General features: G+C 29.9%; 23 protein-coding genes. 12 read left to right on the top strand and 11 right to left on the bottom strand.

Going from position 1 to position 22453, the window contains the following annotated elements; genetic code table 11:
* Positions 1 to 367: 367 nt before the first annotated feature.
* The 3 genes from lysS (at position 368) to ACJJVY_RS08055 (ending at position 3850) form a co-directional block, all read left to right on the top strand.
* On the top strand, positions 368 to 2062 hold the full coding sequence (gene lysS / locus ACJJVY_RS08065; RefSeq protein WP_405606689.1) for a lysine--tRNA ligase: 1695 nt from the start codon (positions 368 to 370) through the stop codon (positions 2060 to 2062).
* 138 nt (positions 2063 to 2200) lie between these two features.
* Positions 2201 to 3118 carry a glutaminase gene (locus tag ACJJVY_RS08060; RefSeq protein WP_405606687.1) on the top strand — a complete coding sequence of 306 codons (918 nt, stop codon included), beginning with the start codon at positions 2201 to 2203 and terminating at the stop codon, positions 3116 to 3118.
* A gap of 33 nt (positions 3119 to 3151) precedes the next feature.
* Entirely contained in the window at positions 3152 to 3850 is a 699-nt protein-coding gene (locus ACJJVY_RS08055) for a hypothetical protein (RefSeq protein WP_405606685.1), read from the top strand.
* 37 nt (positions 3851 to 3887) lie between these two features.
* On the opposite strand, the gene ACJJVY_RS08050 is transcribed toward ACJJVY_RS08055, so the two are convergent.
* Positions 3888 to 4760: a phosphatase PAP2 family protein gene (locus ACJJVY_RS08050; protein ID WP_405606683.1), complete on the bottom strand. Its 873-nt coding sequence runs from the start codon at positions 4758 to 4760 to the stop codon at positions 3888 to 3890.
* A gap of 165 nt (positions 4761 to 4925) precedes the next feature.
* On the opposite strand from ACJJVY_RS08050, the gene ACJJVY_RS08045 reads away from it, so the two are divergent.
* Positions 4926 to 5645, top strand: a complete 720-nt coding sequence (locus ACJJVY_RS08045; RefSeq protein WP_405606681.1) for a 3-ketoacyl-ACP reductase — start codon at positions 4926 to 4928, stop codon at positions 5643 to 5645.
* Between the two features lie 14 nt (positions 5646 to 5659).
* Here ACJJVY_RS08045 and ACJJVY_RS08040 read toward each other — a convergent pair whose 3' ends face one another.
* Both ACJJVY_RS08040 and ACJJVY_RS08035 read right to left on the bottom strand, forming a co-directional pair.
* Complete coding sequence (locus ACJJVY_RS08040; RefSeq protein WP_405606679.1) at positions 5660 to 6430, bottom strand: alpha/beta fold hydrolase; 771 nt, start codon at positions 6428 to 6430, stop codon at positions 5660 to 5662.
* 157 nt (positions 6431 to 6587) lie between these two features.
* Positions 6588 to 7301: a pyridoxine 5'-phosphate synthase gene (locus tag ACJJVY_RS08035; RefSeq protein ID WP_405606677.1), complete on the bottom strand. Its 714-nt coding sequence runs from the start codon at positions 7299 to 7301 to the stop codon at positions 6588 to 6590.
* A gap of 60 nt (positions 7302 to 7361) precedes the next feature.
* On the opposite strand from ACJJVY_RS08035, the gene ACJJVY_RS08030 reads away from it, so the two are divergent.
* The 8 genes from ACJJVY_RS08030 to murI all read left to right on the top strand — a co-directional run bounded on the left by ACJJVY_RS08030 (position 7362) and on the right by murI (position 15245).
* On the top strand, positions 7362 to 8021 hold the full coding sequence (locus tag ACJJVY_RS08030) for a CBS domain-containing protein (protein ID WP_405606675.1): 660 nt from the start codon (positions 7362 to 7364) through the stop codon (positions 8019 to 8021).
* Positions 8021 to 8920, top strand: a complete 900-nt coding sequence (locus ACJJVY_RS08025; protein WP_405606673.1) for an NAD kinase — start codon at positions 8021 to 8023, stop codon at positions 8918 to 8920. The genes ACJJVY_RS08030 and ACJJVY_RS08025 overlap by 1 nt, the downstream gene beginning before the upstream one ends.
* A 106-nt stretch (positions 8921 to 9026) precedes the next feature.
* Complete coding sequence (locus ACJJVY_RS08020) at positions 9027 to 9704, top strand: DUF6089 family protein (protein WP_405606671.1); 678 nt, start codon at positions 9027 to 9029, stop codon at positions 9702 to 9704.
* A gap of 2 nt (positions 9705 to 9706) precedes the next feature.
* Positions 9707 to 10450: an isoprenyl transferase gene (locus tag ACJJVY_RS08015; protein WP_405606669.1), complete on the top strand. Its 744-nt coding sequence runs from the start codon at positions 9707 to 9709 to the stop codon at positions 10448 to 10450.
* A 7-nt stretch (positions 10451 to 10457) separates the two neighbouring features.
* On the top strand, positions 10458 to 12989 hold the full coding sequence (gene bamA / locus ACJJVY_RS08010) for an outer membrane protein assembly factor BamA (protein ID WP_405606667.1): 2532 nt from the start codon (positions 10458 to 10460) through the stop codon (positions 12987 to 12989).
* 64 nt (positions 12990 to 13053) lie between these two features.
* The gene (locus ACJJVY_RS08005) at positions 13054 to 13857 is read left to right on the top strand and encodes an OmpH family outer membrane protein (protein ID WP_405606665.1); all 804 of its coding nucleotides are present in this window, start codon (positions 13054 to 13056) and stop codon (positions 13855 to 13857) included.
* A gap of 16 nt (positions 13858 to 13873) precedes the next feature.
* Positions 13874 to 14380 carry an OmpH family outer membrane protein gene (locus ACJJVY_RS08000; protein ID WP_405606663.1) on the top strand — a complete coding sequence of 169 codons (507 nt, stop codon included), beginning with the start codon at positions 13874 to 13876 and terminating at the stop codon, positions 14378 to 14380.
* A 64-nt stretch (positions 14381 to 14444) separates the two neighbouring features.
* Entirely contained in the window at positions 14445 to 15245 is an 801-nt protein-coding gene (murI, locus tag ACJJVY_RS07995; protein WP_405606661.1) for a glutamate racemase, read from the top strand.
* Here murI and ACJJVY_RS07990 read toward each other — a convergent pair.
* The 8 genes from ACJJVY_RS07990 to ccoS all read right to left on the bottom strand — a co-directional run bounded on the left by ACJJVY_RS07990 (position 15242) and on the right by ccoS (position 22448).
* Complete coding sequence (locus tag ACJJVY_RS07990; protein WP_405606659.1) at positions 15242 to 16225, bottom strand: type IX secretion system membrane protein PorP/SprF; 984 nt, start codon at positions 16223 to 16225, stop codon at positions 15242 to 15244. The genes murI and ACJJVY_RS07990 overlap by 4 nt on opposite strands.
* Positions 16226 to 16345: 120 nt before the next feature.
* Positions 16346 to 17044, bottom strand: coding sequence for a sulfite exporter TauE/SafE family protein (locus ACJJVY_RS07985; protein WP_405606657.1), 699 nt, complete (start codon positions 17042 to 17044; stop codon positions 16346 to 16348).
* Positions 17044 to 17490: a FixH family protein gene (locus ACJJVY_RS07980; RefSeq protein WP_405606655.1), complete on the bottom strand. Its 447-nt coding sequence runs from the start codon at positions 17488 to 17490 to the stop codon at positions 17044 to 17046. Before ACJJVY_RS07980 ends, ACJJVY_RS07985 begins: the two co-directional genes overlap by 1 nt.
* Positions 17491 to 17496: 6 nt before the next feature.
* Positions 17497 to 18918 (bottom strand): cytochrome c oxidase accessory protein CcoG, encoded by a 1422-nt coding sequence (gene ccoG / locus ACJJVY_RS07975; RefSeq protein ID WP_405606653.1) that lies wholly within the window; start codon positions 18916 to 18918, stop codon positions 17497 to 17499.
* A 10-nt stretch (positions 18919 to 18928) separates the two neighbouring features.
* Positions 18929 to 19819, bottom strand: a complete 891-nt coding sequence (locus ACJJVY_RS07970) for a cbb3-type cytochrome c oxidase N-terminal domain-containing protein (RefSeq protein ID WP_405606651.1) — start codon at positions 19817 to 19819, stop codon at positions 18929 to 18931.
* 13 nt (positions 19820 to 19832) lie between these two features.
* Positions 19833 to 20000, bottom strand: coding sequence for a CcoQ/FixQ family Cbb3-type cytochrome c oxidase assembly chaperone (locus ACJJVY_RS07965; protein WP_405606649.1), 168 nt, complete (start codon positions 19998 to 20000; stop codon positions 19833 to 19835).
* 5 nt (positions 20001 to 20005) lie between these two features.
* Positions 20006 to 22201 (bottom strand): cytochrome-c oxidase, cbb3-type subunit I, encoded by a 2196-nt coding sequence (gene ccoN, locus ACJJVY_RS07960; protein ID WP_405606647.1) that lies wholly within the window; start codon positions 22199 to 22201, stop codon positions 20006 to 20008.
* Between the two features lie 10 nt (positions 22202 to 22211).
* Positions 22212 to 22448, bottom strand: a complete 237-nt coding sequence (gene ccoS / locus ACJJVY_RS07955; protein ID WP_405606645.1) for a cbb3-type cytochrome oxidase assembly protein CcoS — start codon at positions 22446 to 22448, stop codon at positions 22212 to 22214.
* Between the last annotated feature and the right edge of the window lie 5 nt (positions 22449 to 22453).

Below are 22453 nucleotides of genomic sequence, written 5' to 3'. Positions count from 1 at the left end.
TGTATTCTAAAAGTTTGCAAACAAGAATAGCCCTGATTGAAGCATTTGTTTGAGCTCTTTTTGAAGAATGAAAAAAAGCGAGTGCGTAAAGCAGGAAATAGCTTCAAAAAAAATAACTAAAAAGCAAAAAAAAAGCGTCCCATTAAAGGGAAGCTTTCCATTGGTTAACAAAACCACGACACTTTTACTAAAGCGCCAAAACAACACAACTAATAACTGCCCTAACAAAAAGCAGCCGACAAATATACAACCTTTTTAAATATTCGCAAGTAAAGAAGACGTTTTTTATTTATTTCTCAATTGTCTATTCATTCAAAGCATCGTATCTTTGCATTCTTTAATAAACATCAGAAAATTTAGACAACAAATGCAATTATCAGAACAAGAAGTTGTACGTAGAGAAAAGCTTGTAAAGTTACGCGCTTTAGGCATCAATCCTTATCCTGCAGATTTATATCCTGTAGATTCTAACTCAAAAGAAATTAAAAAGGATTTTGTTGCAGATAAAAAAGTAGTTATTGCTGGTAGATTAATGTCTATAAATATACAAGGTAAAGCCTCTTTTGCTCAATTACAAGATGGAGAAGGTAGAATACAAGTGTATTTTAATAGAGACGAAATTTGTGTAGGAGAAGACAAAACAAAATATAATGATGTTTTTAAAAAATTATTAGATTTAGGTGATTTTGTTGGGATTGAAGGTGAATTGTTTACCACTAAGGTAGGTGAAAAAACAGTGCGTGTTAAAGATTTTACTTTATTAAGTAAGGCTTTAAAACCATTGCCTTTACCTAAAGAAAAAGATGGTAAAGTTTATGATGCTTTTACAGACCCAGAATTAAGATATAGACAACGTTATGCAGATTTAGTGGTTAATCCGCATGTAAAAGAAGTATTTGTAAAAAGAACAAAATTGTTTAATGCAATGCGTTCTTTCTTTAATGATGCTGGTTATTTTGAAGTTGAAACTCCGGTTTTACAACCAATTCCAGGAGGAGCAGCAGCAAGACCTTTTATTACGCATCATAATTCTTTAGATATTCCGTTATACATGAGAATTGCTAACGAATTGTATTTAAAAAGACTAATTGTTGGTGGTTTTGATGGTGTTTATGAGTTCTCTAAAAACTTTAGAAATGAAGGAATGGACAGAACGCATAATCCAGAATTTACAGCCATGGAAATCTATGTTTCTTACAAAGATTACAATTGGATGATGGATTTTGCAGAGCAACTTCTAGAGCATTGTGCCATTGCAGTAAACGGAACCTCAGAAGCTACTTTTGGTGAACACAGAATAGACTTTAAAGCGCCTTACGCAAGAGTAACTATGGCAGATTCTATTAAACATTTTACTGGTTTTGACATTACAGGGAAAACAGAAGATGAAATTAGAGCAGCTGCTAAAAGCATGAATATTCCTGTGGATGAAACCATGGGGAAAGGAAAATTAATTGATGAAATTTTTGGTGAAAAATGTGAAGGAAACTACATTCAGCCAACTTTTATTACAGATTATCCAAAAGAAATGTCTCCACTTTGTAAAGAACACAGAGACAACCCAGAATTAACAGAGCGTTTTGAGTTGATGGTTTGTGGTAAAGAAATTGCAAATGCATATTCTGAATTAAATGACCCAATTGATCAACGTGAGCGTTTTGAGCATCAATTAAAATTGGCGGCAAAAGGAGATGATGAAGCAACTGAATTTATAGATCAAGACTTTTTACGTGCTTTAGAATATGGTATGCCTCCAACTTCTGGAATGGGAATTGGAATGGACCGTTTAATTATGTTCTTAACCAACAATCAATCGATACAAGAAGTTTTATTTTTCCCTCAAATGAGACCAGAAAAAAAAGCTACTGCTGTTGAGTTAAATGATGATGAAAAAGCTGTTCTAGCAATTATTAGAAAAGCAGAAAAAATAGATTTAAATACATTAAAAACACAATCTGGTTTGTCTAATAAAAAATGGGATAAAACCATTAAAGGTTTAACTAAAAATAAAGTTGCAAAAGTTTCTAAAACAGACGAAGGTTTGTTTGTAGAAGTTATTTAAAACAATTTTTGTTATTCCCAAATGATATAAAAATTCAAAAGGAATTACAGAAATGTAGTTCCTTTTTTTTCTGACTTTTAATCTGTTGCTTTAATAAATATTTTAAAAATTTACAACCACTAATTTTATAAACTATAAATGAGAAGTTATAAAGAGGTAATTGAATGTGTTTATACTGATGTAAAAAACATTACCGATACAGGTAAAGTTGCGGATTATATACCTGAATTAGCGCATGTTGATGCTAATAATTTTGGAGTTAACATTACAACTATTGATAAAGAAAGCTTTGGTGTTGGAGATTTTGAAAAGAAATTTTCTATACAAAGTGTTTCTAAAATTCTTACACTAACTTTAGCTTACAAGTTTGAAGGAGTTAAATTATGGGACAGAGTTGATGTAGAACCTTCTGGTAATCCGTTTAATTCCTTATTACAACTAGAAGCCGATTCCGGTAAACCAAGAAACCCGTTTATAAATGCTGGTGCCATTGTTATTTGCGATGTTTTATTGAGTCATCTTAAAAACCCAAAAGAAGATTTTTTAGATTTTTGTAGAGAAATTTCTAATAACCCTACTTTAAATTATAACGAAAAGGTTGCCGAATCAGAAAAAATATCTGGTTTTAGAAATGTTGCTTTGTGTAATTTTATCAAATCTTTTGGCAATATTAAAAATGATGTAGAAGAAGTTTTAGACTTTTATTTTTATACTTGTTCTTTAGAAATGACTTGTAAAGAGCTTTCTGAAATATTTCTATATTTAACTATAGATAATTTTACTACTCAAAAAGGAGAAAGAGTAATCACCGAAAGTCAAACAAAAAGAATTAATGCAATTATGCTTACTTGTGGTTTTTATGATGAATCTGGCGAGTTTGCTTTTCGTGTTGGTTTACCGGGTAAGAGTGGAGTTGGTGGAGGAATTATAGCGATTCATCCAGACCAATATTGTATGGCAGTTTGGAGCCCGAAACTAAATAAAAAAGGAAATTCTTATAAAGGAATGTTGTTCTTAGAAAAATTTACTACAAAAACCGCTTCTTCAATTTTTTAAAATCATTGTGTTAATATAAAGTTGAAAAGTATTATGGTTAATTTATCTCATTCTGATAATCAAATACAATGTGTTTCTAATTTTGAAAATCTAATTAGAACATCATTTCAAGGAAAAGTAAATGCCCTGTGTTGGAATCGTAAATTAGACGGTGATTTTTTTGAAATTATTGAAAAATCAACATTAACAGAAAACATTACATTATTACATCCTGATGAACTCTCCAAACTTCCGTTAAGCAAACAAGGGCAACTTGCACGTAACATTATTTTAGAAGATTATAAATTACTAAAAGCTTTTGGAGCATCACCAAGTATAAACATCATAAAACATTATGATAGAGATGATGTTTTTCCCTACTTTCCTACGGATGTTTATTCTTTTCATGTAGACAAATCTCCGATACCAACAGATACTTTTTTATGCACATATCATGGTAATGCGAGTGAAATTGTTGCAAACTCTAAAGCAGATCAAAAAATACAAATTCCAGAAATTCGTAATGAATTACGAAAATTACATGATGGAAAAGAAGAAGATTTTGATGCTTTTTTAAGTGAATTTTTCTTTGATTTACATTATCAACCAAAAAAAAATGTAGAATTCACCAATTTAGGTGTTGGTAATTTATGGAAACTAGCTACTAAGACTCCAGAAAGCAACGTATTACCTTGTATTCATAGAGCTCCTATAGAAAAAAATAAACAGTATCGATTGCTCTTAATTTGTTAAAGTAAATTAAGCTAATACATGAGTCAAAAAATAAATCTTAAAAAGTCATTACAACACCAAAACTTTGTGGTGTAAACTGAATATCCCAAGCCACTTTTTTCTCTTTTTTTAGAATACCTCTTTTATCATTATATTTTTCATCATACTTTGTATCTAAATATCTATCGATTGCTTCTACAATAAAAATACTTAAAGCAGTAGAAAAAGCAACATCAGAAACCCAATGAAAACGATCCATTATTCTTGCAAAACCAGGTATAGAGCCTACAGTATATAAACCTGCTTTTATCCAAGGATTATCAAAATGTTTTGCAACTACATAAGCATTTGTAAAACCTAACATTACATGACCAGAAGGAAAAGAATCATAATTATAAACTCTATCTATATGAAACGGATCAAAGGTAGCTTTACCAACATTTGCTTTTGGCCTTGCTCTACCAATAATTCTTTTAGATACTTGTTGTAATAAACCAGATGCAGATGCAGAAGAAATTAGTAAAACTCCTGTTCTTCTTAATTTAGGATTTTTTGTAAATAACCCCACCAAATATACAGCTCCTGTTAACCTAAAATTTGTATTTGGTCCTCCATATTCATTTCCATAATCAATTAACCAACGAGGTACATCATCTCTCCAACCACTTGCCCAGTTATCTATATTATCATCAACTAAATACAAAGCCCCTGTTCCGGCAGCAACATAACCTGCATTTTTAAATTGATTACCTTGCCAATGTAAAGGTCTGCTATATGCGTAACCCATTCCGCCTGCTATATTACCTAAATCGTAAGTAAGTGCTTGCCATAAATTTCTATCCTTTTTTAAGTTTAAGGAAATTTTATTGGCCTGACCAAAGCTCGCACTAAAAGAACTTATAAAAAAAACTAACGGTAATATTTTTCTCATTGATATAAAAATAAAGCGACAAAGATAAAGTTTCTCACCTCATTTTTCTTACCCAATGATAAAATTCTGTTAAGTTCAAAATTACTTACCTAAAAACTTAACGAAACTTAGTAACTTTACATCAAATCATTAAACAAAAAATTTACACCTAAAATATAATATAAAATGGAAAATTTAGTACGTAAAAAAGCAATAATAACTGGCGGTAGCAGAGGTTTAGGTAAAGCTACAGCAATTGCATTTGCAAAAGAAGGAATTGATATTGCCATAACAGGAAGAAATGAAACGTTTTTAAAAGAAACAGTTTCTGAATTAGAAGATTTTGGAGTTAATGCAATCTATGCTACATTTGATGTAGGTAATTATGAAGAAGTAAAAACAGGTATACAAAGTATTATAACTGAATTTGGCACTGTAGATATTTTAGTTAATAATGCTGGTATTGCTGCTTTTGGTTCTTTAAATGATATGCCTGTTGATAAATGGAGCCAAATTATACAAACCAATGTTATGGGTATGTATTATGTTACCAAAGAAGTTTTACCTTATTTAATTGAAAAAAATAAAGGAGATATTATTAACGTTTCTTCTACTGCTGGTTTAAACGGTAACGCAACTACATCTGCCTATTCTGCATCTAAATTTGCAGTGATTGGTATGTCTGAATCTTTGATGAAAGAAGTACGTAAAAATAATATTAGAGTTTGCACATTAACACCAAGCACAATTGCTTCTGATATGTCTATAGATCTTGGAATTGCAAGTGAAGATTCTGAAGACAGTGTTTTACAACCAGATGATTTTGCAGAATTAATTGTTGCTGGTTTAAAATTACCAAGAAGAGCTATGCTTAAAAGTGCAGCTTTATGGTCTACAAACCCTTAGAAAAAATTAAGTAATTATAACAAAAACTCAGAAACTTCTGTATAAAATTGTTTCGGATTTTCTGCATGTAGCCAATGTCCTGCATTTTTTATTTCTACAATTTTAGAATTCGGAAAATGTGCTTCTATAATTGGTTCTTCATCTTCTGTTATATAATCCGATTTATCTCCTTTTAAAAACAACGTTTCTTTTTCAAAAACAGTAAAAGGCGGCAAAGCTTCACCAACTTCTGGGTTATTTTCTGTTAAAGAATCTAAATTAAATCTGTATGCTAATTGTCCTTTTTCTTTCCAATACACATTTTTTAACAAAAACTGACGAACTCCAAATTCTGGAATTAATGTTGATAATTTTTTATCAACCAAAGTTCTTGTCTTTTCAACTGAAAAATCCACAGAATTTAAAGCGGCTAAAATTGCATTATGATGTGGTTGATACATTCTTGGAGAAATATCTACAACTACTAATTTCTCAATCAATTCTGGATACGTTACCGCAAACAACATCGCTGTTTTGCCGCCCATAGAATGCCCAATAATAACAACTTTTTCTAATTTATGATATTGTATATAAGCCAATAAATCTTCTACTAAAACTTCATAATTAAATTCATCTTCATGAAAACTACGTCCGTGATTTCTTTGATCTATTAAATGAACTTGATAATTTTCTGCAAACTGATTTCCTAAAGTTTTCCAATTATCGGACATTCCAAAATAACCATGCAAGATTAATAATGGCTTCCCTTCTCCTTTTATTGTTGAATGTAAAATTTTATTAGACATTTAGATTATTTTGTCTGGTCGAGCGCAGTCGAGACCTAAAGATGAACCTCTCGACTGCGCTCGAGGAGATATTTTTAAAAATTTTCAACTACATAGCAACATAAAAAACAAATTTTTAATGCTGACTAAAACTGCAATCTGAGGCTGATATTAAAACTTATTTTAAACGATGTAAATACATGTTTACAACATTCTCTAAACCTAAGTATAAGCTTTCTGCAATTAATGCGTGCCCTATAGAAACTTCGTCTAAATTAGGAATATTATCTTTAAAAAACTGAATATTATCTAAACTTAAATCATGCCCTGCATTAATTCCTAATCCCAATTTATTGGCTAAAATAGCAGCTTCTGTATAAGGTTTTATAGCTTCTTTATTTCCTAAATCAAACTGTGTAGCAAAATCTTCTGTGTATAACTCAATTCTGTCTGCTCCAGTCTTTGCTGCAGCTTCCATCAACTTCGTATTAGTATCAATAAAAATTGAAGTTCTAATTCCGTTTTGATTAAACTCTTTTATCACTTCTTGTAAAAATGATTGATGCGTAATTGTGTCCCAACCCGCATTAGATGTAATTGCATCTACGGCATCTGGCACTAAAGTTACTTGAGTTGGTTTTACTTCTAAAACCAAATCCATAAAAGATTTTATCGGATTTCCCTCGATATTATATTCTGTAGTTACCACTTTTTTTAAATCTCTTGCATCTTGGTAACGAATGTGTCTTTCGTCTGGTCTTGGGTGAATTGTAATTCCCTCAGCTCCAAAATTCTCTATATCACTTGCAACTTTTAACAAATCTGGCACATTAGCGCCACGAGAGTTCCTTAAAGTTGCTATTTTATTAATATTTACACTTAACTTTGTCATTATCTAAAATTAGACCGCAAAGATAATTTATTAAATCATTTTATCCTATATTCGTAAGGCATGAATGTTAACGACTACATATTAAAAGAAATAAAACCACTACGTTTAAAAGACACTATAAAAAAGGCTCAAAAAGTGTTTAAGAACTACCCTATTACTCATTTTCCGGTTATAGAAAATGACAAATTGTTAGGTTCTTTTGCAGAAGTTGACATCCAAACTATAGAAAACAAAGGCAATGAATTGGTTGAATATTCTTATTTACTAGATTCTTTTTTTGCTGATGAAAAAGCCACGGTTTTAGAATTATTAAAAATATTTGCTGATAACGACACCAATATTATCCCTGTTTTAAATCAAAATAAAGACTATATCGGTTATTTTGATTTACGTGATGTTTTAGATGTTTTTTCTACTAGTCCTTTTATGATTGAAGAAGGAGAAACACTTATTGTAGAAAGATCTAAAGATGATTATTCTATGAGCGAGGTTGTACAAATTATAGAAACTAACGGAGCTACACTATTAGGTTTGTATATTTCAGATAAAAAATCGGATATCACTCAAGTTACATTAAAAATAATTTCTGATGAGATAAACGAAATTATGCAAACTTTTAGAAGATATGATTATAAAATTATATCTATGCATGAAAACGACATTTATTTAGAAGACTTAAAAAACAGATCTGAATATTTACAAAAATACCTAGAAATGTAATGAAAAAAGCAGCTATATACGGTCAATCTTACGCAGTAACATCAGAAAAAGAAATCAAGACATTATTAGATGTTTTAACTAAAAATAATATTGAGTTTTATATTGAACAAGATTTTTACAATCTTTTAATTCAAGAAAAAATTATAGAAAATTCTTACAATTCATTTAGTAGTTTTAGCGATTTAGATAACACTTTTGATATAATGCTTACCATTGGTGGAGACGGAACATTTTTACGTTCTGTAACACATATTAGAGATTTAGACATTCCTATATTAGGCATAAACACTGGTAGATTAGGCTTTTTGGCAATTGTTGCTAAAGATGTTATAGAAGAAAGTATAAACCTGGTTTTAAATGGAGAATATACCACACAAGAAAGAGCACTTATATCTATTAGAACAGAACCAGAAACTAATAAATTTGGAGATCTTAATTTTGCGCTAAATGAAGTTACTATTGCTAAGAAAAACACCACTTCTATGATTGGTGTTAAAACTTATTTAAACAAAGAATATCTAACCAATTATTGGGCAGATGGTCTTATAATATCTACACCAACAGGTTCTACCGGTTATTCTTTAAGCTGTAATGGACCCGTAATTTTACCTGATTCTAAAAATTTAGTAATTACACCTATTGCACCGCATAACTTAAATGCAAGACCTATGGTTATTTCTGATGATACTAAAATAGAATTGAAAGTAGATTCTAGAGAAAAAAGTTACTTAGTATCATTAGATTCTAGAGTTACAACTGTGCCAAATGACACTAAAGTTTTTATAGAAAAAACAGACTTTTCAATTAAAAGTATTTTACCAAAAAATCAATCTTTTATAAAAACCCTTAGAAGTAAATTACTTTGGGGAGAAGATATTAGAAACAAAACCAATCTTTAACATTAATCAAACAATAATAGCCTAAAATAATTGTTATTCAAAAAAGACTGAATATTAACTTTATAAAGCAAATTGAAATTCTTATATTTGCACGCTATTTTTTAGGATGAAAAACACAATCTTATTTTTTGTTTTTGTAAATTTTTCTTCGATACTACTTGGTCAAGTTTATGAAGCAGGTGTATCTTTTGGAGGAACAAACTATGTTGGTGATATAGGAAGAAATTATTATTTCTATCCAAGTAAACCTGCAGGAGCTGTATTTTTTAAATATAACTGGAACCCAAGAATAGCATTAAGAGCCACTTATAATTACTTACCTATAGAAGGAAATGATGAAGATGCAGATACCGGTTTTAGAACAGATAGGGGTTATAGTTTTAAAAATACTTTACACGAAGTAGCATTAGGTATAGAGTTAAATTTTTATGAATATGATCTTTCTTCTGAAGACAAAACATGGACTCCTTACTTATTGTTAGAATTAGCTGGTTTTAATTATAGCAATGTAAAATCTCACACAGACACAGAAGACCTTGTAGCAGGCAATAAAACATCCTTTGCTATACCTTTCGGATTTGGTTATAAATCTAAATTGGCTGGTAATTTAGCTTTTGCCATTGAAGCAAAGTTTAGATATACTTTTGAAGATGATTTAGATTTTACAACTAATAACACACCTAATATAGAGTTAGACGGTACAGGTAACGATTGGTATATGTTTACAGGAGTTTCTTTAATTTACACATTTGGTAGACCTGCCTGTTACTCTAATAGAATATAAATATGGATAAAAAACTAAACATTGATTTACAAAGAGTTCCAAACCATGTTGCCGTTATTATGGATGGTAATGGAAGATGGGCAAAAGGTAAAGGAATGAATAGGATTTTTGGTCATAGAAATGCACTTACCGCAATAAGACAAGTTGCAGATGCATCATCAGAAATAGGTGTAAAATTCTTAACAATGTATGCTTTTTCAACAGAAAATTGGAAAAGACCCAAACTAGAAGTAGATGCTTTAATGAGCTTATTAATTTCTACTTTAAAAAAAGAATTACCAGAATTTCAACGTAAAAATGTTAAAGTAAATGCCATTGGTAACCTTACTAGCTTACCTAAAAATGCCCAAAAAGTATTAGAAGACGTAATTAATTCTACAAAAAACAACACAAAAATCACCTTAACCTTTGCTTTAAGCTACGGTTCTAGAGAAGAAATTGTTAATGCAATTAAAAACATTTCTAAAAAAGTTGTTAATAAAGAAGTTAATATCGAAGAAATTAGTGAAAAAACTATAAATAACCATTTATATACGTTTAATTTGCCCGATGTTGACTTAATGATAAGAACTAGTGGAGAGCAACGCATTAGTAATTACTTATTATGGCAGATGGCATATGCTGAATTATATTTTACAGATATCCTTTGGCCAGATTATAGAGAAGAGCATTATTATGATGCAATCATAGAATACCAGAATAGAGAACGAAGATTTGGAAAAACAAGCGAACAAATTACAGAATAAGTTTTATATGAAATTATTTTCTGCATCAGTAGTACTGATAACATTATTTTTTACTTTTAATGTTAACGCACAAACAAGTAAAGATAGTATACCAACTATTAAAAAAGACACAACATCTTCAGACAATATTTCTTATCAGAAAGGCAAAGAATATATTTTAGGAGGTATAAGTGTAACTGGTTTAAAGAAGTTTAGTGAAGAAACTGTTAGAGTTTTTACTGGTTTAAGAAACGGGGCTTTAATAAAATTACCTGGAGATAAACTTACTAGTGCCATAAAAAAACTATACGAAAGTAAGCAGTTTAGCGATGTAGATGTTTATTTAGCCAAAGTAGATGGTAATACTATTTATCTTCAATTTGATGTTCAAGAATTACCTCAACTAAAAACAGTTGTAATTAATGGTATCAAAAAAAGAAAAGCTAAAGAACTTATTAAAGATGCCGAATTAAAAACGGGTGCTCAGGTAACAGACAACCTTATTGTTACTACCAAAAATTACTTCACAAAAAAATACACCGATAAAGGTTTTCTTAAAACTAAAGTAAGTTTAGATGTAAGAAAGGACACTTCTGACATTAACACTGTAGATATGTCTATCTTTATTGATAAAGGAGAAAAAATAAAAGTTAAAGACATTCTTTTTACAGGTAATACAGCTATTACTGACTCTAAGTTAAAGAAGGCAATGAAAAACACCAAAGAAAAATTTCTAGGTCGTTTTTGGAAAGCTTCAAAGTTTATTGAAGAAGAATATCAAACAGATTTAGAAAGCATTTTAGATAAATATAGTAGATTAGGTTATAGAGATGCACGTATTCTTAACGATGGTATTTCTTGGAATGATGATAATACTATTAATATTAATATAGACTTAGAAGAAGGAAGACAATATAGATTTTCTGAAATATTATTTATTGGTAATAAAGAATATACTGATGAACAACTTCAAAGATATTTAAAAATTGAAAAAGGAGATGTTTATAACGGAGCTGTTTTAGAAGAACGTATTAAAGGTGACGGAACACCAACCTCTCAAGATATCTCTACATTATACCAAGATAATGGTTTCTTATTTTCTCAAGTAAACGCTGTAGAAACAAAAGTTTTAAATGATTCTATTACAGTAGAAATTAGAATTAGAGAAGATGAAAAAGCTCGTATTAGAAAGGTTACTCTTTCTGGTAATGAAAAAACAAATGACCATGTACTTTTTAGAGAATTAAGAGTAAAACCAGGTGATTTATTTAGTAGAAGTGCAATTATTAGATCTATTAGAGAGATTGGTCAATTAGGTTTCTTTGACGCTAACGTAACTCCAGACGTTATCCCTGATTATGAAAATAAAACAGCAGATATCGATTTTAGCGTAGTAGAAAAAGGAGGTAGCCAAATAGAACTACAAGGTGGTTATGGTGGTGGATCTTTTATTGGTACTTTAGGTTTATCTTTTAACAACTTTTCTGTTAAAAATATATTTAATAAAGAAGCATATAAACCATTACCTATGGGAGATGGTCAAACGTTATCTTTAAGACTACAGACAAGTAGAACTTATAGTACTTATAGTTTTTCTTTTACAGAGCCATGGTTAGGTGGTAAAAAACCAAAATCTTTATCTTTTTCTGTATATTCTTCCAATCAATACTCATTAGATTATACAACTTATGATGTAGATAAAAGTAAAAGTTTATCTATTATTGGAGCTACTTTAGGTTTAGGACAACGTTTAAAATGGCCAGATGATTATTTTCAATTATCTCAATCTATAAGTTATCAAGCATTAAAGTCTAATGATTATAGTTTTGGTTTAGCAGATATAAACCTTAACAATGGTACATTAAATAACCTATCTTACAATATTTCTTTAACTAGAAATTCTGCAGGACCAAGTTTAATATTCCCTACTTATGGTTCAGAATTTACAATTGGAGCAAAAGCAACTTTTCCTTATTCTTTACTTAGTGATACTGATTACACAGATAGTGATTTAGATGATAATGAAAAATATAAATGGTTAGAGTATTATAAATTTAACTTTAAGGCAAAATGGTATACATCATTTACAGATAAATTAGTACTAATGTCTAATGCAGAAATGGGTTATTTAGGGTTTTATAATGATGATTTAGGACCAACACCTGTAGAACGTTACTATGTTGGTGGAGATGGTATTGCTTCTTATCAATTGGATGGTAGAGAAACTATTGGTTTAAGAGGTTATGAAAACAGTGGACTTTCATCTTCTTATGGTGGAACTATCTACAACAAGTTTCAATTAGAATTAAGATATTCTATAACAGACTCTCCATCTGCTTCGATATATACCTTAGGTTTCTTAGAAGCAGGTAATTCTTATGACAATTTTAATAGTTTTAATCCGTTTGAATTGAAACGTTCAGCAGGATTAGGTGTTAGAATATTTATGCCAGCATTTGGATTATTGGGTATTGACTTTGCTCATGGTTTTGATCCTTTACCTGGAGAAAGTGAAAAATCTGGTTGGCAAACACATTTTATTATTGGAAGACAATTCTAAGAAAACTGTAATTTTGTAAAGAAAAAGTTTTTTTGGCACGGTTTTTTCTAAATACATTATACAAATGAAAAAAATATTTTTATTAATTGTTCTTTTGCTTAGCGTAAGTATTTCTTGGTCACAAAGAGATCAAATAATTGCTTACATAGATATGGAGTATATTTTAGAAAATGTACCAGAATATATTGAAGCTCAAAATACTCTAGATGCCAAAACTGTAAAATGGAGAACAAAATTAGACCAACAAGCAAGAGAAATTGAAATTTTAAAAACAGATCTAGCTAACGAAAAGGCTATACTTACAAAAGACTTAATTGAAGAAAAAGAAGAAGAAATTTTTATTAAACAAGCACAATTAAGAAAATCAGAATCTTTATACTTTGGTCCTAATGGAGACATGTTTTCTGTTAGAAAGCAACTAGTAAAACCTATACAAGACCAAGTTTACAATGCCATACAAAGTATTGCTACCAGAAAAAAGTATGATTTTGTATTTGATAAATCTAGTGACTTGGTTATGCTATATTCAAATAAAAAATACGATATTAGCGACCTTGTTTTAGCAACTATAGACAGAACACGTTTAATAGACACAAAAAACAAGCAAAGGAAAGAGAAGCAAAATACTCCTAAAGAGTTAACAGAAAAGCAAAAAGAGCAAATTGCTAAAAAAGAGGCTGCACAAGCTAAAAAGCTTGCAGATATAGAAGCTAAAAAGAAATTAATAGCAGAAAAAAGAGAAGCCATAGCAAAACAAAGAGAAGAAAAAAGAAAATTATTACGCGAAAAGAAAGAAGCTTTAAAGAAAGAGAAGGAAGAACAAGAACAAGAACAAGAACAAGAACAAGAACAAGAACAAGAACAATAATTAAATCAAAACAATAATGAAAAATTTAAAAACGTTACTATTAATTGCTGTATTTACTTTAGGTGTAAGTGGATTTACAAATGCACAAAAAATAGGTCATATAGACTTTGAAAAATTAGTAGCTGAGATGCCAGAAACAAAAACTTTAAAATCTGACATTGAAAAACTTGGTAAAACTTATCAAGATGAGATTACAGGAATGGAAAAGAAAATTGAGTCTACTCAAAAGAAATACGTTGCGGAATCTAAAACTCAAACAAACGAGACTAACGATCAAAGAGTACAAGAATTACAAGGTGAAGCTGCTAAATTAGAACAAGCAAGAAGATTAGCTTACCAAGATATGCAGAAAAAACAACAAGAAGGATTGTTACCTATTATAGAAAAAGCTCAAAAAGCAGTAGAAGAAGTTGCTGCCGCTAAAAGCATTCTTTACGTATTAGACGCTACTAATGGTAAAGGGTTATTAGTTAAAAAAGGAGAAGATTTATATCCTGCTGTAAAAGCAAAATTAGGATTCTAAAAAACTACTTAAATATTTATAAATGAAACCTACTGAATTCAGTAGGTTTTTTTATTTTTAGAAAATGATAAAATCTAACAGTTTTCCTATTGGTGTTTTTGATTCCGGAATTGGAGGCACATCCATTTGGAAAGAAATTAACGCACTTCTACCTTTAGAGAATACTATTTATCTTGCTGACAGTAAAAATGCTCCTTATGGAGAAAAAAGTAAAGAAGACATCATTAATTTATCGATTAAAAATACAGAATTACTTCTACAAAAAAAATGTAAATTAATAGTTGTTGCCTGTAATACAGCTACTACAAACGCTATTAAAATTTTAAGAAATAAATTTGACGTGCCTTTTATAGGAATAGAACCAGCTATAAAACTTGCTGCTCTAAACACAAAGACAAATACCATAGGTATATTGGCTACTAAAGGCACATTAAATAGTGAATTATTCGAAAAAACCTCTAATACTTTAAATAAAGAGATTATTATTAAAGAAATTATTGGTAAAGGTTTAGTTGAACTTATAGAGTCTAAAAAAATAAACTCTAAAGAGATGAAATCTTTATTATTAAGTTATATATCACCTTTAATGAAAGAGAACGTTGATTGCTTAGTTTTAGGCTGTACCCATTACCCTTACTTAATTCCTCAAATTAAAGAAATTGTAGGTAATCAAATTCAAATTATAGATTCTGGACGAGCAGTTGCTAAACAAACAAAAGCTATCTTAGAAAAAAACTCATTAATTAACTCTTCTTTAGAAACAAGTTCTCATCAATTTTTTATAAACACAAACAAAGAAGTAATTGAGATGTTTACTGATAATAAACTCCAAAAGAATATAACTATATTAGAAAAGGACTTTTAATAACCAATAAAAGAATTATTAATATTTGGTATACTTCTCCAGTTTTTTTCTCTAGTCCATAAATTAATACCTAAACCTATTTGATGAAACCCAGTATTAGATAAAACAACGTCATCTAACTGATTTGTATAAGTATAAGAAAACATTAACTTTTTATAATTTAAACCAATTATTGGTGATATAAATTTAGAATTATTTACACCATCTGCGCTATCAAAACTTCTTCTATAAGATAAAGCAACCCAAGCCTGAGTGTTAGAGAATGTTTTGTACATTTTTATATTAAAATCTGCTATTGTTTGCCCAATACTTTCTTTATATTGAAGCATAAAAGAAGGTTCTAATTGTACAAAATAACTGTCGTGATAATATCCAGCAGCAAACACATAATTTTTTAAGTCTAAAGGCTCTAGAACGTTTAAATTATTTTTATTGGTCTGTAATAAATTTTTAACCGTAAAGTAAGACGAGAATCCGCCTTTGTGATAAGCAGCACTAAAATCTGCATTATAGTAACTAGTGTTTTGAATAATTGCTGCTACATCATCATTACCAAAAGCTGTTTGGTCTGATTGATTTTGAATAAAAGTAAAAGACAACCCAAATGAAAGTTGCTCAAAATAATGTCCATTATCATTCAATGGTAAATGATAAGCATATGTACCTTGAATTCCTTTTTGTGAATGATATCCATTTTTATCATTAAATAAAATTAAACCATACGCTGCATTAGTTTCTTCTCCAAATCTAGAGTTTAAACTTATAGTTTGTAAAGTTGGCGCATCTGGTATACCAGACCATTGTTGTCTTGCTGTAAACCTTAATTTACCAGAGTTACCAATACCAGCTGCAGAAGGGTGTATTAAGTATACATTATCAGACAAATAATCTTGATATATAGGTAATGTTTCTTGAGAAAAAGTGTTTAAAGAAAAAAATAATACACAAAAAATGCAATATTGCAGGTAATTTAACTTCATTAAAACTAGTTTATTTATAAGTTATCAAATATATAATATTTTTTACATAAATACTTTTGCACTAAAATATTTAACAACAAAAAACTACTATTATTATAATAAAATTTTAATAAAGTAATATTAATGACAAGAATTATTTGCGTTAACTAAGTTTAAGACAGGTTCGGGTGATATATAAGGGATGCCTAAACCTAAACCTCTCAACACAAATAAGACTCCTATAAATACAACTACAACAGGTATTGCTTTTTGTATTTTATTTCTAACTGCACCTTTAGTAAAATTACCTAAATAGACTACAGATGTCATTAACGGTATTGTGCCTAGACCAAACAAAAACATGTACATACTACCAAATAGGGCATTGGTAGTTGTTAAAGCACCAAAAACAGCCATATAAACTAATCCACAAGGTAAAAACCCGTTTAAAAATCCTATAGTAAAAAATGTATCATTTTTTTTACTTTTTAATTCTTTTCCTAAAGCATTTTTTACTTTAAAGATAAGTTTACTTATTTTTTTTGATCCATTTATTTTAGCAAATAATTTCGGGAAAAGAATTATAAATATCATAGTAACACCAACTATAATAGATAATTGTTGTTGAAAACCGAAAAAATAAAAACCTTTACCCAAAAAGCCAAATAATAAACCGATTAAACTATAAGTTAACAATCTACCTAAATGGTAACTTAAAATTTGAAAAAATCCTTTAACAGTATTTTTTCTATCAATTGGTAACATAAAAGCTATAGGCCCACACATGCCAACACAATGAAAGCTCCCTAATAAACCAAATATAATTGCAGATAGAAACATTACAAATTCAACTCTTCTTTAAATAAATAATCTTTACCTTTATAGCTCCAAGAAACAGAAATGTTCCAACGACCACCTAACAAACGTTTCTCAGGCACGAGCAAATATGTATTAGAGATTGAAATTGGCATTTCAAAATCTAATTGTTTATTAGATGGTCTATATAGGAACACTTTTCCATTAATTTCTTTAGTATCAAAATTTGATGGAAATTTTATTTTTAAACCTTCTTTTACTTTAAGTAAGGTTACTTTTTCTTCTAGATTTGATGCATTTTTAGTAGCATCTATTTGATTTTGATATACTAATTCTTGTTGATAATATTTATCCGTTACCAAATCGTGACTATAATTTTTATCCGTACTCATTGTAATTACGAAATACATAATAAAGCTGATAAAACCAATAATAGCAATTACAATTCCTGTTCCCCAATTAAATTTCATACTTTTTTATTTATAACTTCTTGGTCCTAAAAAGTTTGTTATTGTTGTTTCTATAAGTGTATCACCACTAAAAACACCTATTTCTAATTTTTCTTTATCATTTTTTAATGCCGACGCATTTAACTCAATAAATAATGTTCCTTCTGCCAAACCTTGTTTTGGTACTACAAAATCATGATCGGAAACTAACTTGATGGTTCCTTTATGGGATAAGATTTTATAGTTGACATTATTGATATCTTTTGTAGTTTTATTAATCACTTTAAAAGTATACACATTACTTATAATATTGTTTTCTTTATGTTGATACAATTGCCCTGGCAATCTTAAAATTGTAGCTTCAACATCATTTCTTAAAAACAACATACCCACCAAAACACCAATTAAAATAAATAAAACTGCTGAATACCCTTTTATTCTTGCGGTTAATTTAAAAGGGTTCTTTTTTGCAATATTATCTTCACTTGCATATCTAATCAACCCTTTTGGCAAACCTACACTTTCCATCATATGGTCGCATTCGTCTATACAAGCAGTACAATTTACACACTCTAATTGCGTACCGTTTCTAATATCAATATTTGTTGGGCAAACAACTACACATTGTTTACAATCTATACAATCACCTTTTCCTGATGCTGCTCTATCTTCATTCTTTCTAAATTTAGCTCTTCCTTTCTCTCCTTCTCCTCGTTTATAATCGTAAGCAACATTTATTGTTTTATTATCTAATAAAACACCTTGTAACCTACCGTAAGGACAAGCAATAATGCAAACTTGTTCTCTAAACCAAGCAAAGATAAAATAGAAAATACCTGTAAAAATTAATAATGAAATTAAGGTACTTACATTATCTAAAGGATTGCCAGTGATGTAGCTAATTAACGTATCTCCACCTATTAAATAAGCTAAAAAAACATTGGCAATTATAAAAGAAATTACAAAGAAAATAAACCATTTTAAAAGTCGTTTTCTTATCTTTTCTGCATTCCAAGGTTGTTTATCTAACCGAATTTGTTTCCCTCTGTCTCCATCTATCCAATATTCTATTTTTCTGAAAACCATTTCTAAAAAAATAGTTTGTGGACAAATCCATCCGCAAAAAATACGACCAAAAACTACTGTAAATAATATTACAAATACTACTCCTATTATCATTGAAATTACTAACAAATGAAAATCTTGTGGCCAAAACGGAAATCCGAAAATATTAAACTTACGCTCTAAAACATTAAACAATAAAAATTGATTTCCATTAATTTTTATAAACGGAGCTGATAAAAGAAATATCAATAAAAAGTAACTTACATAACTTCTGTATTTGTAGAACTTACCACTTGGTTTCTTTGGAAAAACCCAAGAACGTTTACCGGCTTTATCTATAGTACCGATACTGTCTCTAAATTGTTCGTTTTTGGGTGTTTCCATATTAATTTAACTAGTTAGTAGCTTCTTCTACTTCTGTTACTTCAGTTTCAATAATCCATTTTTCTCCTTGCGGAGCTTTTGGGTTTGCTGGTGTAGTTCCTTGCAAGGAAAGCACATAACTTGCAACTTTAGCCATATCGGCAGCTTTTAAAGTTTTATTCCAAGCAATCATACCTTTACCATCTCTACCTCCATTAGAAATAGTTGTAAAAACATTTTTTATTCCTCCGCCTAAAATCCAATATTCATCTGTTAAATTTGGACCTATTTGTCCGCCTCCATCTTCTAAATGACAAGAAGCACAGTTCAATTTAAAAATAGCTTTACCTCTACCTAAATCTTTAGCATCTGTTAAAAGTTCCACATTATCTGCAGTAATTAAATCTGGTGCAGTTGCTTTATATTTATTTAAAGCAACTTTAGCTTCTGCAACAGCTTTATTATATTCTACAATTTGATTATCATCACCAACAACCTCAAAACGAACTAAATAAACAACCGCAAATATGATTGTTGCATAAAACATATACACCCACCAAGGAGGCAAAGTATTATCTAACTCTTTAATACCATCATAATTATGATCTAAAACAATTTCCTCTTCATCTTCTACGGCTTTTGCTTTGGTCCAAGAAGCAATAAGTTTTTTAATCCATGCATCGCTTTCTTCTGGTACAATTCCTAACTTTTCATTTTGCAGTTCTTTTGCTTTAGTTATGGCAATTACATTTACCATTTCTTTTAAAACAACTACAATGACAAAACCAATAAGTGCAAGCCAAACCAAAGGGTTTTCATAAACACTAAATGGGTTTTCGTACACCATAAACGACTTTGCAAGCGCTAAAAAAGTAACTATTACAAAAATGATATATACCGTAGATTTAAAATATTTTTTCATTTTATATTCGATTTTAATTATCTAATGGTAAATTACTTACCTTATTTATATATTCTTTTTTAGCTGTAACAACCCACCAAAACAAGGCTACAAAAAAAGTAAAGAATATAACTAATGATATCATCGGATAAATTTCTATACCCGTAATACTCTCCATATGATTTTTTACAAATTTTAACATAACTCTTATTTTTTAGCGGTTTTTTGTTCGTCTTTTACTTTAATATCTGTACCTAATCTTTGTATGTAAGCTATCAATGCAACAATTTCTCTATTTTTCATTTCTACAAAAGGCTCGCCATTTTCTTCTGCATATTTTTTATCAGCTTCATAACTTTTTGCAAAATCAGGATCTGCATAAAGATTCTCTTCAATTGTTGTTCCCTGTGCTAACATTAATTCTTGCGCATTGTCAATTTCTTCTTCTGTATAAGGAACTCCTAAAGTTACCATTGCTTCCATTTTAGCTTCTGTATCAGACTTATCAAGTTCATTTCTAACCAACCATTTATATGAAGGCATAATAGAACCTGGTGATGTACTTTGAGGATCGTACATATGATTTAAGTGCCAACTGTCGTTATATTTTTGACCAACTCTATGTAAATCTGGACCTGTACGTTTAGATCCCCATAAAAATGGATGATCATACACATATTCACCAGCTTTAGAATATTCTCCGTAGCGTTCTACTTCACTTCTAAAAGGTCTTACCATTTGAGAGTGACAACCAACACAACCTTCTCTTATATATAAATCTCTACCTTCTAACTCTAACGGTGTATAAGGTTTTACGCTACTAATTGTAGGAATATTAGATTCTACCAATAATGTTGGTATAATTTGTACAACACCACCAATTAAAATGGCAATAGTTGCATATATTGTTAATTTAATAGGTTTTCTTTCTAACCAAGTATGGTAACCTTCTCCTTTTGTTCTGTATTTAGAAACTTTTGTTAAAGCTGGTGCTTCTGCCAATTCATCAGTAACATCGCTACCAGATCTTACAGTTCTTACAACGTTGTACAACATTACAATTGCTCCTAAAATAAATAAGCTTCCTCCAATTGCACGCATCCAATACATTGGTATAATTTCATTTACCGTTTCTAAGAAATTACCATAAGTTAAAGATCCGTCTGGGTTAAATTGTTTCCACATAGAAGCTTGTACAAAACCTGCTACATACATTGGTAATGTATACATGATAATACCCAAAGTACCAATCCAGAAATGGAAATTAGCCAAACCTGTAGAATATAATTTTGTTTTAAACATTCTTGGTATTAACCAATACAACATACCAAAAGTTAAAAAACCATTCCATGCTAATGCACCAACGTGTACGTGTGCAATAATCCAATCAGAAAAATGTGCAATTGCGTTTACATTTTTAAGTGATAACATTGGTCCTTCAAAAGTTGCCATACCATAACCAGTAATTGCAACAACCATAAATTTTAAAACAGGATCTGTTCTAACTTTATCCCATGCACCTCTTAGTGTTAACAATCCGTTTATCATTCCTCCCCAAGAAGGTGCAATTAACATTACAGAAAATGCAACTCCTAAATTCTGAGCCCATTCTGGCAATGCTGTATATAATAAGTGATGCGGTCCTGCCCAGATGTAAATAAAGATTAAAGACCAAAAGTGTACAATTGATAATCGATAAGAATAAACTGGTCTGTTTGCTGCTTTTGGCACAAAATAATACATCAAACCTAAAAACGGAGTTGTCAAGAAAAATGCAACGGCATTATGTCCGTACCACCATTGTACCAAAGCATCTTGTACACCTGCGTATACAGAATATGATTTTAAGAAACTAACTGGTAACTCTAAACTATTAAAGATATGAAGCACCGCAACAGTAACAAAGGTCCCTAAGTAAAACCAAATTGCTACATATAAATGGCGTTGTCTTCTTTGTAATATTGTCCAAATCATGTTTACACCAAAAGCAACCCAAACTAAAGCAATGGCAATATCTATTGGCCACTCTAATTCTGCATATTCTTTAGATGATGTATATCCTAAAGGCAGTGTAATTGCTGCTGCAACAATAATTAATTGCCAACCCCAAAAATTAAAATTACTTAAAAAGTTACTTGCCATTCTTGCTTTTAACAATCTTTGTAACGAATAATAAACACCTGCAAAAATTGCGTTACCAACAAAGGCAAAAATAACTGCATTGGTGTGTAATGGTCTTAAACGCCCAAAACTTAACCACGAAATACCGTCGGTAAGATTAGGGAACAAAAACATAAAAGCTAAAAGTAAACCTACAGAAAACCCAACTATTCCCCAAAGTAAGGTGGCGTAAATAAACTTTTTAACGATTTTATTATCGTAATAAAATTGTTGCATCTCCATAATATAAAATTTAGTCTAAAGTTGATTTTTCTTGTTTGTCTATAACTAATTCGTCATCAAACAACATGCGAACAGAAGGTGTATACGAATCATCGTACTGACCTTTTTTTACCGAATAAATAAATGCAATAAAAAATAAGATTGCCACTATTATACTAATAGTTAGTAGTAGGTATATTACGCTCATATCTTGCCTGATAATTAATGATTCAAAAGTACTGTTGGTAGTTCTCTTATAATATGACATTTATC

Source organism: Polaribacter sp. Asnod1-A03 (genome assembly GCF_045063585.1).
Classification (GTDB): Bacteria; Bacteroidota; Bacteroidia; order Flavobacteriales; family Flavobacteriaceae; genus Polaribacter.
The sequence above is the reverse complement of the archived record's forward strand: the minus strand, read 5'-3'. Positions and strand labels throughout refer to the sequence as shown.

What these genes read in the sequence shown, in the direction of transcription:
- lysS (WP_405606689.1), top strand. Translation starts at nt 368, where the DNA reads ATGCAATTATCAGAACAAGAAGTTGTACGTAGAGAAAAGCTTGTAAAG.
- ACJJVY_RS08060 (WP_405606687.1), top strand. Translation starts at nt 2,201, where the DNA reads ATGAGAAGTTATAAAGAGGTAATTGAATGTGTTTATACTGATGTAAAA.
- ACJJVY_RS08055 (WP_405606685.1), top strand. Translation starts at nt 3,152, where the DNA reads ATGGTTAATTTATCTCATTCTGATAATCAAATACAATGTGTTTCTAAT.
- ACJJVY_RS08050 (WP_405606683.1), bottom strand. Translation starts at nt 4,760, where the DNA reads ATGAGAAAAATATTACCGTTAGTTTTTTTTATAAGTTCTTTTAGTGCG.
- ACJJVY_RS08045 (WP_405606681.1), top strand. Translation starts at nt 4,926, where the DNA reads ATGGAAAATTTAGTACGTAAAAAAGCAATAATAACTGGCGGTAGCAGA.
- ACJJVY_RS08040 (WP_405606679.1), bottom strand. Translation starts at nt 6,430, where the DNA reads ATGTCTAATAAAATTTTACATTCAACAATAAAAGGAGAAGGGAAGCCA.
- ACJJVY_RS08035 (WP_405606677.1), bottom strand. Translation starts at nt 7,301, where the DNA reads ATGACAAAGTTAAGTGTAAATATTAATAAAATAGCAACTTTAAGGAAC.
- ACJJVY_RS08030 (WP_405606675.1), top strand. Translation starts at nt 7,362, where the DNA reads ATGAATGTTAACGACTACATATTAAAAGAAATAAAACCACTACGTTTA.
- ACJJVY_RS08025 (WP_405606673.1), top strand. Translation starts at nt 8,021, where the DNA reads ATGAAAAAAGCAGCTATATACGGTCAATCTTACGCAGTAACATCAGAA.
- ACJJVY_RS08020 (WP_405606671.1), top strand. Translation starts at nt 9,027, where the DNA reads ATGAAAAACACAATCTTATTTTTTGTTTTTGTAAATTTTTCTTCGATA.
- ACJJVY_RS08015 (WP_405606669.1), top strand. Translation starts at nt 9,707, where the DNA reads ATGGATAAAAAACTAAACATTGATTTACAAAGAGTTCCAAACCATGTT.
- bamA (WP_405606667.1), top strand. Translation starts at nt 10,458, where the DNA reads ATGAAATTATTTTCTGCATCAGTAGTACTGATAACATTATTTTTTACT.
- ACJJVY_RS08005 (WP_405606665.1), top strand. Translation starts at nt 13,054, where the DNA reads ATGAAAAAAATATTTTTATTAATTGTTCTTTTGCTTAGCGTAAGTATT.
- ACJJVY_RS08000 (WP_405606663.1), top strand. Translation starts at nt 13,874, where the DNA reads ATGAAAAATTTAAAAACGTTACTATTAATTGCTGTATTTACTTTAGGT.
- murI (WP_405606661.1), top strand. Translation starts at nt 14,445, where the DNA reads ATGATAAAATCTAACAGTTTTCCTATTGGTGTTTTTGATTCCGGAATT.
- ACJJVY_RS07990 (WP_405606659.1), bottom strand. Translation starts at nt 16,225, where the DNA reads ATGAAGTTAAATTACCTGCAATATTGCATTTTTTGTGTATTATTTTTT.
- ACJJVY_RS07985 (WP_405606657.1), bottom strand. Translation starts at nt 17,044, where the DNA reads ATGTTTCTATCTGCAATTATATTTGGTTTATTAGGGAGCTTTCATTGT.
- ACJJVY_RS07980 (WP_405606655.1), bottom strand. Translation starts at nt 17,490, where the DNA reads ATGAAATTTAATTGGGGAACAGGAATTGTAATTGCTATTATTGGTTTT.
- ccoG (WP_405606653.1), bottom strand. Translation starts at nt 18,918, where the DNA reads ATGGAAACACCCAAAAACGAACAATTTAGAGACAGTATCGGTACTATA.
- ACJJVY_RS07970 (WP_405606651.1), bottom strand. Translation starts at nt 19,819, where the DNA reads ATGAAAAAATATTTTAAATCTACGGTATATATCATTTTTGTAATAGTT.
- ACJJVY_RS07965 (WP_405606649.1), bottom strand. Translation starts at nt 20,000, where the DNA reads ATGTTAAAATTTGTAAAAAATCATATGGAGAGTATTACGGGTATAGAA.
- ccoN (WP_405606647.1), bottom strand. Translation starts at nt 22,201, where the DNA reads ATGGAGATGCAACAATTTTATTACGATAATAAAATCGTTAAAAAGTTT.
- ccoS (WP_405606645.1), bottom strand. Translation starts at nt 22,448, where the DNA reads ATGTCATATTATAAGAGAACTACCAACAGTACTTTTGAATCATTAATT.